Annotated in this window: 8 protein-coding genes; 3 read left to right on the top strand and 5 right to left on the bottom strand. The window is 55.5% G+C overall.

The window, feature by feature from the left end; genetic code table 11:
• Window positions 1–125 precede the first annotated feature (125 nt).
• From speE to speD, 3 genes are all read right to left on the bottom strand, one after another.
• Window positions 126–980, bottom strand: a complete 855-nt coding sequence (speE, locus tag PG722_RS03860) for a polyamine aminopropyltransferase (protein WP_118359683.1) — start codon at window positions 978–980, stop codon at window positions 126–128.
• A gap of 16 nt (window positions 981–996) precedes the next feature.
• A complete protein-coding gene (locus PG722_RS03855; protein ID WP_110435193.1) occupies window positions 997–2,454 on the bottom strand; it encodes an aminotransferase class I/II-fold pyridoxal phosphate-dependent enzyme in 1,458 nt (485 codons plus the stop codon).
• A gap of 226 nt (window positions 2,455–2,680) precedes the next feature.
• Window positions 2,681–3,445, bottom strand: a complete 765-nt coding sequence (gene speD, locus PG722_RS03850; protein WP_110435194.1) for an adenosylmethionine decarboxylase — start codon at window positions 3,443–3,445, stop codon at window positions 2,681–2,683.
• Between the two features lie 708 nt (window positions 3,446–4,153).
• Here speD and PG722_RS03845 point away from each other — a divergent pair.
• Both PG722_RS03845 and aroF read left to right on the top strand, forming a co-directional pair.
• A complete protein-coding gene (locus tag PG722_RS03845) occupies window positions 4,154–4,837 on the top strand; it encodes a peptidoglycan recognition protein family protein (protein ID WP_118564053.1) in 684 nt (227 codons plus the stop codon).
• 355 nt (window positions 4,838–5,192) lie between these two features.
• Window positions 5,193–6,209, top strand: a complete 1,017-nt coding sequence (gene aroF, locus PG722_RS03840; RefSeq protein WP_270579699.1) for a 3-deoxy-7-phosphoheptulonate synthase — start codon at window positions 5,193–5,195, stop codon at window positions 6,207–6,209.
• 72 nt (window positions 6,210–6,281) lie between these two features.
• Here aroF and pdaA read toward each other — a convergent pair whose 3' ends face one another.
• Window positions 6,282–7,109: a delta-lactam-biosynthetic de-N-acetylase gene (gene pdaA, locus PG722_RS03835; RefSeq protein ID WP_270579698.1), complete on the bottom strand. Its 828-nt coding sequence runs from the start codon at window positions 7,107–7,109 to the stop codon at window positions 6,282–6,284.
• Window positions 7,110–7,254: 145 nt separating this feature from the next.
• Here pdaA and PG722_RS03830 point away from each other — a divergent pair, with 145 nt between their 5' ends.
• Window positions 7,255–8,994: a copper amine oxidase N-terminal domain-containing protein gene (locus PG722_RS03830; RefSeq protein WP_270579697.1), complete on the top strand. Its 1,740-nt coding sequence runs from the start codon at window positions 7,255–7,257 to the stop codon at window positions 8,992–8,994.
• Window positions 8,995–9,052: 58 nt separating this feature from the next.
• Here the strand turns inward: PG722_RS03830 and pheT are convergent, their stop codons facing one another.
• Window positions 9,053–11,461, bottom strand: coding sequence for a phenylalanine--tRNA ligase subunit beta (gene pheT / locus PG722_RS03825; protein WP_270579696.1), 2,409 nt, complete (start codon window positions 11,459–11,461; stop codon window positions 9,053–9,055).
• Between the last annotated feature and the right edge of the window lie 84 nt (window positions 11,462–11,545).

The raw sequence follows: 11,545 nt of genomic DNA, 5'->3' as shown, positions 1-11,545 counted from the left end.
GCAGTTCGCGTCCCCCGCTCAGCCGGTGCTGAAAAAAGGCTGCCGCCCGGAAGGGGCGAACACGCTCACGCAGTTCGTGTGCCCCAGTCAGCCGGTGCAGAGAAAGCGGTTGTCCAACGCCTACGTTACTCTACCTTTTCCAGCAGCTTCTGCACATAATTCGGCAGATAGAACGCGCCCTTGTGCAGATTGGTATTGTAATATTTGGTTTCCAGTCCCAGACTGTTCCACCAGTCCGGATTCAAATCGCGCACCGGATGCACGCCGCGCGACGAAAAGCCGAACAGCCAGTGTCCGGACGGGTAGGTCGGGATATGTGCCTGAAACAGACGGCTCAGCTCAAACGAGTGCACGATATTGCGGTGCGCTCTCTGGCACGCCAGTGCATCGCCCTTGTAGAACGGGCTTTCGTGCTGATTGACGAGCACGCCGTGCTCCTTGAGCGCCTTGTAGCAGTTGCCGTAGAACTCCATGGTGAACAGACCCTCGCCCGGGCCGAACGGGTCGGTCGAGTCGATGATGATAAGGTCGTACTCGTCCTCAATCCGGCGGATATACTTTAATCCGTCCTGATAGAGAATGTGCACGCGCGGGTCGTCCAGTGAGCACGCCACACCGGGCAGGTACTCCTTGCAGACCGCAACAACGCGCTCGTCGATCTCCACAAGGTCGATGTGCTCGATGTGCTGATAGCGGCACAGCTCGCGGACACAGCCGCCGTCACCGCCGCCGATGACGAGCACCTTTTTAATCTTCTCACCGAGCACGGCCAGCGGCACATGCACCATCATTTCGTGATAGATGAACTCGTCCCGCTCGGTCAGCATCATGTAGCCGTCAAGCGTGAGAAACCGACCGAATTCCTCGCATTCAAACACGTCGATGCGCTGAAAGTCGCTCTGTTCGGTGTAAAGCTGACGGTCTACCTGTATCTGCAGCCCAACCGTCGGCGTGTGCATTTCAGTAAAGGTAAGTTGCATGAATGAAACGCTCCTTTTATTCCGGGCTGACAACGCCGCGGATGACCTGCAGGTTGTTCACCTCGGGGTCCTCGGTGCCGAGCAGCATGCAGTTCTTTTCCTTGGCGTAGCGAATATAATCAAGAATATCGCGGGTGATACGCTCACCGGGCGCGAGGATCGGGATGCCGGGCGGATAGCACATGACAAACTCCGCGCAGATGCGTCCGACCGACTCCTCGAGCGGCATGGCCTTCTTGTCCGCGTAGAACGCCTCCTGCGGGCCGGCGACCACCTGCGGAGAGATATACTCCTGCCGCATGAGCGTTGCCTTGTCGCGCTTGTAGCGGCGGCGAATGTCCGCCAGAGCGGCTACCAGACGTTCGAGGTCGCGCTCTCGGTCGCCCACCGAAACATAGGCGAGCAGGTTGCCGAGATCACCGAACTCGGTCTGAATATCGTAAAAATCGCGCAGAATGTCGTACACCTCGATGCCCGCCAGACCAACATCCAGCGTGTTCACGGCCAGCTTGGTCGTGTCGAAATCGTACACGGTGTCGCCGTTGATCAGCTCGCTGCCGTAGGCGTAGTAGTCACCGAGGGCGTTGATCTCCTCACGCGCATAGGTCGTCAGGTCAACGACCTTTCGGAAGATCTCCTTGCCGTGCAGGGCAAGGTTCTTGCGCGAAATATCCAGGCTGACCATCAGCAGGTACGAACCCGAGGTCGTCTGGGTCAGGTTGATGATCTGGCGAACGTGCTCCGCGTTCATCGACGGGCCGCACAGCAGAAAGCTGGACTGCGTGAGCGAACCGCCCGACTTGTGCATGGAAACGGATGCTAAATCCGCGCCCGCCGCCATCGCGGAGACCGGCATATTCTCACCGAAGTAGAAATGCGTGCCGTGCGCCTCATCGGCCAGCACCTTCATGCCTGCCGCGTGCGCGAGCCTTACAATCTCGCGGATGTTCGAGCAGATGCCGTAATAGGTCGGGTTGTTGACGAGCACCGCCTTTGCGGACGGGTGCTTTTCAATGGCGGCCTTCACGTCCGCGACCGACATGCCGAGCGAAATGCCCAGCCGGTCGTTCATCTGCGGGTTGACGTAAACCGGAATCGCACCGGTCAGTACGAGTGCGTTGATGACGCTGCGGTGTACGTTGCGCGGCAGGATGATCTCGTCGCCGCGTTTGACCACGGAGAGAATCATCGCCTGTACGCTGCTCGTCGTGCCGCCCACCATCAGGAAGGCGTGCGCCGCACCGAACGCATCCGCCGCCAGCTCCTCGGCCTCGCGGATAACGCTGGTCGGGTGGCACAGATTATCGAGCGGCTTCATCGAGTTGACGTCCACCGTCATGCACTGCTGACCGAGGAATTTCGTTAATTCCGGTGAGCCGCGTCCGCGCTTGTGGCCGGGTACATCGAACGGCACAATGCGCATGTCTTTGAAGTTTTCGAGCGCCTCCATGATCGGCGCACGGGATTGATCCATAAAAATGCCTTCTTTCGGCAGAGAATGATATGCTGCGCTTTCGCGCGAAGCGCGCATGAAATACAATCTGCGCAGCAGATTGATAAAAACCGGGAGCATGTATCACGGTTTTTATACAAGGAATAAACTTTGTGTGCCGCGCAGCGACGCGCAAAGTTTATTGTGAGACAAATCCGAACATCGTTCGGTTTGTCTTTCTCGATTGAAAATGTATTTTCAATCGAAATCAGTAGATGTTCTTCCCCGAGAAAATCTCAATCATCTCTCGTCTCAGGTCGGAGTGAATCTTGAGTCTTGTTTTCGGCGGCAGCTCATAGATGTCGGTATTGAACAGGTAGTTCTGCAGATCGACCTCCTTGAGCAGCATTCTCGTGTGGAACAGATTGGACTGGTACACGTTAATGTCGTAGGCGTCGTACCGCTCGAGCGTTTTCGGGTCGATAAAGTCCTGAATGGACGTCATATGGTGATCCATGAACAGCTTTTTGCCCTCAATATCGCGGGTAAAGCCGCGCACGCGGTAGTCCATGGTGATGATATCCGAATCGAACGAGCCGATCAGGTAATCGAGCGTAGACAGCGGCGTGATCTCGCCGCAGGTGGCAACATCAATATCCACGCGGAAGGTGGCAAGGCAGGTATCCGGATGATATTCCGGATAGGTATGCACGGTAACATGGCTCTTGTCGAGGTGCGCGACAATGGTATCCGGCTCGAGCGCGGGCTTCATGTGCTCCTCCGCGATGAGAAAGGTTACGGAGGCGCCCTGCGGGTCGTAATCCTGCTTGGAAATGTGCAGCACATGCGCACCGATCATCTCGGTCACCCGCTCGAGAATGCCGGTCAGTCGTTCGGAGTTGTACTGCTGGTCGATATATTTGATGTAGTCACGCTGTTCGCGCTCGGTCTTTGCATAGCAGACATCATAAATGTTGAAGGACAGCGCCTTGGTCAGGTTGTTGAACCCGTAAAGTTTAAGCTTGTTCTGCATTTCATATCCTCACAATACCAAAAAATCCCCAGGCGAAAGGGGTACACACGGTACGCTTTCACTTGGGGATGATCATTCTCTTTTTGCAGATGCTTCTGCACATTCCGTAGGTTTTATGGAAGAGGAAAGAGTCTATATAGCAAGAATCGTTACTTTTAGGCAATACCGCATAATGAAGCAAGAGCGATTTGCGAGTAAATTTTGTGCTCTGATAAGGCGTGGTTTTGCGTCAATACTTGCTGTATTGCAAAAAATCACAACGAAATCAGGGGGGCAAAATTTCCGCAAAGCGCCGCAGTCTTCATTGTGCGGTGTTGCCTTTGTACTCTTATTGATCGTTTCACAAGTGTGATGCGCCCGCGGCACACGGCTTTTAGTCAGCCAACTTATAAAATTCAATAAGGCAACAAAGTTGCCAGTTTCGGCATTTGACCCGGCTGTCCGTATGGCCTTGGCACCGTTTTCGCGCAGAAACCGGGCGGTCAAAGAAATTCTGCTGAAAGGCTTCGCCTCTCCGAGTAACTTTTATTATAAGGGAATCCGCGTACAAATGCAAGTTCATCTTGCAAATTTTACGAATTTGATACCGAATCCGCTTATACGGTGTCGCCATCACAAAAAGTTTACAGTCTTTGTTTTGAAAAATCGCGTAAAACGTAGTACAATGGAACAGTAAGACGATATCATTCTGAAAAGATAAGGTGAATCATGGCACGCAAAAAGAGAAGCAAGGGACTTCGGGTCAGCCTGATGCTGACAGTCGGACTGATGATCGTGTCGTTTGCGGCGGGCATGCTGACACAGAGGATCGTGTTCCGCGAGCCGCAGACCGACGCCGGTCTGACCTACATTGAGGATATTCCGGTGATGACCGACTTTCTTCCCGAGGGCACACGCGCCCGTCCGGGACAGAAGCGCGAGATCAAGTATCTTGTCATCCACGAGACCGACAACACCGGCTCCGGCGCAAATGCGGCCGCGCACAACTCATTCATCCACCAGAACGCCAACGCCGAGGAGGGCATTGTTTCGTGGCATTACACGGTGGACGATCACGAGATCTACCACCATCTGCCGGATGATGAGACTGCCTATCACGCAGGCGACGGCATGGAGAAGAACGGCGGCAACATGAACGGCATCGGCATTGAAATGTGCGTCAACTCGGACGGCAACTACGAACAGACGCTCATCAACACCGAAAAGCTGTGCGCGCGGCTGCTGATCGAGTACGACCTGAACCCGTCCAAGGCACTGAAAAAGCATCAGGACTTTTCGGGCAAAATCTGCCCGTCCACCCTCATCAACAGCGGCCGCTGGGACGAGTTCTGCAGCGCGGTAACCGCCAAATACAAGGAGCTGAAGGCCGATGAGGCGGCAAACGCATCGTAAGCATCCGGTTAGCAGAATGCAACCATGTGCAAAAAGCGTGGGAAATCAAAGGGCGATTTGTCGTAAATCGCTCTTTCTTTTTGCCCTCTGATATGGTATACTTCAAATCGTACGCTGTAAAAAAACTGAAAAATCAAGGCAACACCGCACAATTAAAGCCGCGGTGCTTTGCGGAAATTTTGTGTCCTGACTTTGTTGCGATTTCACGGTAATACATCAAGTATTACCGCAAAACCGCGCCTTGTCAGCACGCAAAATTTGCTCGCAAATCACTCTTGTTCAATTATGCGGTATTGCCTTAAGCGTACCGTAAATCTTGCTTAAAATTTATCACATTGTGAAGGAGTGAACTGAAATGATCGTTGTACTCAAACATAACAGCGACAAAGGACATGTCGAAAAACTGATGCAGCATTTCACGGATATGGGGCTGCGGATCAACTATTCCGAGGGCGCAGATACCACCATCCTGGGCCTGATGGGCGACACGACCCGGCTCGATGAAAGGGACATTATGGCGTATGACGTGGTCGAGCGTGTACAGCGCGTGACCGAGCCGTTTAAGGCCGTCAACCGCAAATTCCATCCCGAGGACACGATCATCGAGGTTGCGGGCCGCAAGATCGGCACCGGCTACTTCAATGTTATGGCAGGTCCGTGCTCGGTCGAGAACGAAGCACAGATCGTCGAGTGTGCCGAGCGCGTCAAGGCTGCCGGTGCATCCTTCCTGCGCGGCGGCGCATTCAAGCCGCGTACCTCCCCGTACTCGTTCCAGGGTCTGGAGGCCGAGGGTCTCAAGCTGCTGCTCGAGGCAAAGCGTCAGACCGGTCTGCCGATCGTCACCGAGATCATGAGCGAAAAGCACCTCGACCTATTCGCGGATGTGGATATCATCCAGCTTGGTGCCCGCAATATGCAGAACTTCATGCTGCTGAAGGAGCTGGGCCGCTCGAACAAGCCGATCCTCCTCAAGCGCGGTCTGTCCGCCACCATGGAGGAGTTCCTCATGGCTGCCGAGTACATTTTCGCAGGCGGCAATACCAATGTTATCCTGTGCGAGCGCGGCATCCGTACCTTTGAAAAGCTGATCCGCAATAATCTGGATATCTCCGCTGTTCCGCTGGTTAAAATGTTCAGCCACCTGCCCATCATCATCGACCCGTCCCACGCAGCAGGCCGCCGTGATATGGTGCAGCCGCTGTCCCGCGCAGCCATCGCTGCCGGTGCTGACGGCCTGATCATCGAGGCGCATAACGACCCCGCGCACGCCCTCTGCGACGGTGCGCAGTCGCTCGACCTCAACCAGTTCGATACCGTCATGAAGGACATCAAGCGCCGCGCCGAGTTTGAAGGCCGCACCATGATGCCGTAAAAGCAAACAATGCACAAAACCCTCTCTGAAAATCCAGAGAGGGTTTTATTTTACCTTGTCACACCCTGCGGTTTAGCCGGATGCAAGGTCTGTCAGCGAGCCAAAGGCATAACCCGCACTCTCCCACTTGGTCAGCAATTCATCGAGAATCCTCGCATTGGTCTCACTGGTGGAATGCAGCAGCACGATGGCCCCGTTATGTATCCGCGGAAGCAGCTTGGAGAATGCCTGCTCATCGGTCGGCTGATTGTCCGTGTACCAGTCCACATACGCGAGCGACCAGAAAACCGTGGTATACCCCAGCTCCTGTGCCTGCCGGAGATTCTCCTCGCTGAACTTGCCCTGCGGCGGACGATAAAATTTCTGCATCGGCTGACCGGTCAGCGCGGTGTATTTCTCCTCAAGACCGTTCAGCTCCGCCGTAAACGCGCTCTTATCCGCAATGCCGGACATATCCGGATGGTGCAGCGTGTGGTTGCCCACAATATGCCCTTCTGCGGCCATGCGCTTTACAAGATCCGGTGCGGTATCAATAAAGTTGCCCACCACGAAAAAGCAGGCAGGCGCGTTATGCTTTTTGAGCGCATCCAGAATGGCAGGCGTGCAGCCATTCTCGTAGCCCGCGTCGAACGTCAGGTAGATGGTCTTTTTGCTCGTATCACCGACGTAAAACGCGTTGTACTGCCGCAGTTCCTCGGCGGAGACATTACCGACCGGCGGCTGTCCCTCGGTCTGGAACGATAATCCCCAGTCACTGACAGATGCGTGAGATGCCTGTTCGGCGGCTGCCGGCTGAGCATTTTCGCGCGGAAACAGAATGAAAACCGCAGTCAGAACCGCAAAAGCGCTAAGTCCCACACCGATTCGGCGCAGACCCGTGCGTGTGATCGTGATAAACATAGCAGTGCCCTCCCTTGCTCTACCCTATGCGGCTGCATGGGCAATATGCCGATTTTTCTCTGCCAATTTGCGGCAGGTTACAGGTAGACAACCCCTACCGATTTCCTGTACAATGGTAGTAACACCAACATGAGGGGGTTACGACATGAAAAAGATGAAACGATTTGCCTCTGCGGCACTGGCTGCACTGCTGCTGGCAGGCTCTGCGCCGAGCGCACTCGCGCTGGACACCACCCCGCCGATGTATCAGCAGTTTGGGTACGACAGCGCGGAGGCGTTCATGCAGAGCAATGACTGGGAATGGTACATGCTGGATTATGACGAGGTCAGCGACATCTACCGCACAGCTTTGCAGGAATTAAAAGCTGACCCGAAGCGTGCACTGGAATGCGGCAACTTCGACAGCTGGGAGCACCTTGATCTGGCAATCGAATACGGCATATGGGACAGCCGTGATGACTATCTGCGTGATGTGGCATGCTCGTTCGTTCACGAAAAGGACGATGACATGCGCAAGCAGCTCACCGTACAGCTGAACGGCAAGAATATCCGCTTTACCGATACCAAACCCGAAAAGGTAAACGGCCGTATCATGGTGCCGTTCCGCGCCATTGCAGAAGCATTTGGTGCTGAGGTAAGCTATGATTCCGGTGCCATTACCGCAAAAAAAGATGGACAAACGCTTTCGTTCGCACTCGGCAGCAAGCAGCTTACTATTGTGGACGACAAGACCGGAAAAACACTCAAAACCACTGAAATTGACACCGCACCGTACAAGAAAAGCAGCAGAACCTATGTTCCGGTACGCTTTTTCGCTGAAGCGTTTGGCTTGAATGTCCTGTGGGATGACTATTATCACACTGCTGTGCTGTATGACCGTGCTGCACTCATTGCAGAGGTCAACAGCAAATTTACAGTGCTCAATCAATGGCTTAAAGCACAGCCCAAGCAGGATACCGCAACGGCCTTGAAGAGCGTTGCGACCGTCAATGCACTGTACACGGTCTTTGACACTGTGGACGGCAACAAGGATTACAATGCAAACGCCAATGTCACTATTTTGTCTCAAGGACAAAACCTACAACTGACAGCTACTGCCGACCTGCGCATGCTGGCCGACCTGCTGCTTGATACCGACACAGACAATCTGCTTTCTGCGACAGCGCTGACGATGCTCAAGGCTTCGCTCAAAGATATCCGCGTGGATTTCCTGTGCGACCCGTCTAGCGGTTCGCTCTATCTGCGCTGTCCATCCCTTGCCAAGCTGCTTGTTGCAAGCGGTTACGACAATGAAGAGAACGTTACCGCAATGGCCAACGGTGCGTGGCTGCATATCCACTCGTTTGAACTGCTCGAGCCAATCGTCGGCACAACAAACCAGCTTGATGAGTTGCGGGACTTTTCGCTTACCTCTGCCGGTGATGCGATTGTTACCTCAATGGAGCAGGAAGACGAAAACAGAAATTTTGAATTTTTATGGGAAAGTGTGCAGGCACATGCAAACTATCTTGCTGCAATCTTCGGTGATGAGCTGTTCACGCGCAGCGGCACCAGGTATACCGCAAAATCCGAAACAGACGACGGCTATGGTACAACGCAGAACACGACCTTCACGCTGGATATAGCAAACGGTTCGTTCTCTGCTGCGTTTGAAAAGCGCGAGGAATACTGGAAGAGCGTCACGCTGACCACCTTTGAATTTTCCGGTAATCTGCAGGATTGCCGCATCAAGCTGTCGCAGCACAAGAAAAATGACAGTATTGTGACCGTTGACCTGACCCTTTCCTCTTCCCCGTCGGATTCTGCGCCGAATGTCAAGCTGCCGGACGGCAGTAAAGTCGTCGAATGGGTATACAACGACCCGTACGAGGAACCCGAAGAATAAGCACACAAAAAAAGAGCAGATGCCAAGCATCTGCTCTTTTTCTATCCAATTCAGGAATTTAGCCGCGCAGCTGCGCGCCGAACTCGGTCTCGAGCGCCGAGATAGCGGCACGCATTGCCTTGTCGCACTCCTCATCGGTGAGGGTACGGTCGGGTGCGCGCAGGGACAGCGAATATGCAACAGACTTCTTGCCCTCCGGGATGCCCTTGCCCTTGTAAACATCGAACAGCTTGACGTTCTCGAGCAGCTTGCCTGCCGCCTTCTCAACAGCGGCCTGCATGGAAGCCGCCGGAACGGCATCATCAACCAGAACCGCGATATCGCGGGTGGATGCCGGGAACTTGGGCAGCGGATGATACAGCTTCTCCGGGTCGATGGCAGCCAGCAGCGCGTCCATCTGCAGCTCGGCAGCGAGTACCTCGCCGGACAGACCGTAGCGTGCGGCAACGGTCGGATGAATGGTGCCGAATACGCCGATCTCCTTGCCGTCAATAAGCACCTTGGCACAGCGGCCCGGGTGATAGGACGGGTTGGTCTTCTCCGGTGCGAAGGATGCACCCTTGATGTTCAGCTCACGCAGCAGCGCCTCGATGGCACCCTTGAACTGGAAGAACGACAGGCGGCCGTAGCTGCCGAGGGTCAGGATCTTCTCCTCGTGCGGCAGTACGTCCGGGTCAGCCTTGCCGTCCTTGACGGTCGGGGTGTAGATGGTGCCCAGCTCGTACAGCGAAGCGGTCGGGTTGCGGTGTGCGTGGTTGTGCGCCAGATTATCCAGCATGGACGGCAGCACGGTGGTGCGCATTACGCTGAAATCCTCACCAAGCGGGTTGAGGATGGTGGTGGAGATACGGCGCGGGTCGTTCTCATCCCAGCCGATCATGTCGTAGAACTTCGGGGAGATGAACGAATGGCTCATGGACTCGTCAAAGCCTGCCTCGCGGCAAACCAGAGCGGCAGCGCGCTCCGCCTGCTGAGACGGCGTGAACTCACCCTGTACCATCTCGCCTGCGTACAGCGTGGTCGGGATCTTGTCGTAGCCGTACATGCGGGCAACCTCCTCAGCCACGTCGCACATGCGGTTGATGTCGGTGCGGAAGAACGGCACAACGACCTCGTTATTCTCGATCTTGAAGTCCAGCTTCTCAAGCAGCTTTACCTGCTCCTCAGCGGGCAGCTCCAGACCGAGCAGGGCGTTCATCTTGTCCGGCTCGAACGGCAGACGCTTATGGTTCGGGTCGGAGTTGTCAACGTCGATAATGCCGTCGATGACCTCGCCTGCGCCCAGCTGCTCCACCAGCTCGCACGCACGGTTGACCGCATCGAGGGTCATGCGCGGGTCAAGGCCCTTCTCAAAGCGGCCGGAGGCCTCGGTACGCATGCCGAGCGCCTTTGCGGTGATACGAACGGTAGCACCATGGAAGTTTGCGGACTCGAAAACGACGGTCTTGGTGTCGTCCATAATCTCGGAGTTTGCGCCGCCCATAACGCCTGCAACAGCAACCGGCTTGTCGTTGTCGCAGATGGCGAGCATCTTGTCGCTCAGGTCGTGATCTACGCCGTCCAGAGTCTGGATGGACTCACCATTGCGGGCACGGCGGACAACAATGCGGCCGTCGGACAGGCACTTGTAGTCGAACGCATGCATCGGCTGGCCGTACTCGAGCATAACATAGTTGGTGATATCAACGATGTTGTTGATCGGGCGAACGCCGCAGGCGTGCAGACGCTCGCGCATCCACGCCGGAGACGGCTCGATCTTGATATTCTTGACAATGCGGGCGGTGTAGCGCGGGCACAGGTCGGTGTCCTTGACCTCAACCGACATATACTCGTTGATGTCGCCGCCAACGCCCTTTACCTCCGGGGTCTTAACGCTGAACGGACGGTCGAAGGTAGCCGCAGTCTCGCGGGCCAGACCGATCACGCTCAGGCAGTCCGGGCGGTTGGACGTGATCTCAAAATCGGAAACCCAGTCGTCCAGACCGAGCACCTTCTTGATGTCCTCGCCAACCGGAGTGCCGGCCGGCAGGAACAGGATGCCGTTCTCGCACGCATACGGTACGCAGCCGTGGGACAGACCCAGCTCCTGGAACGAGCACATCATGCCGTTGGACGGCACGCCGCGCAGCTTGCCCTTGGTGATCTTCACGCCGCCCGGCAGGGTGGACTTGTGCAGGCAGACCGGGCAGATCTCGCCAACGGACGCAGGCGTTACATTAGGTGCGCCGGTGACGATCTGCACCGGCTCCTCCTTGCCGACATCGAGCTGGCAGATCTTCAGATGGTCGGAATCCGGGTGATCGACAACCTCGAGGATCTTGCCGGTCACAACGTTGTCGATCTCCGCGCCGAGGTAGTAAACCTCCTCGACCTTGGAGCCGGACATAGTCAGCTTGGCATCATACTCCTTCGGGGTGATGCCGTTCATATCGGTATAATCCGAAAGCCAGGATAATGGCAGTTTCATTGATAGGAACACTCCTTTTGGTGTTATTGTTGTCCGTAGGGCGCGACGACTCGGCGCGCCGTATTTGCCGCCTGCATATACTTA

This window comes from Butyricicoccus sp. OF27-2pH9A (genome assembly GCF_027693185.1).
Taxonomy (GTDB): Bacteria; Bacillota; Clostridia; order Oscillospirales; family Butyricicoccaceae; genus Agathobaculum; species Agathobaculum butyriciproducens.
Note: the sequence above shows the minus strand (reverse complement) of the source record. Positions and strands in the feature narration are given on the sequence as shown.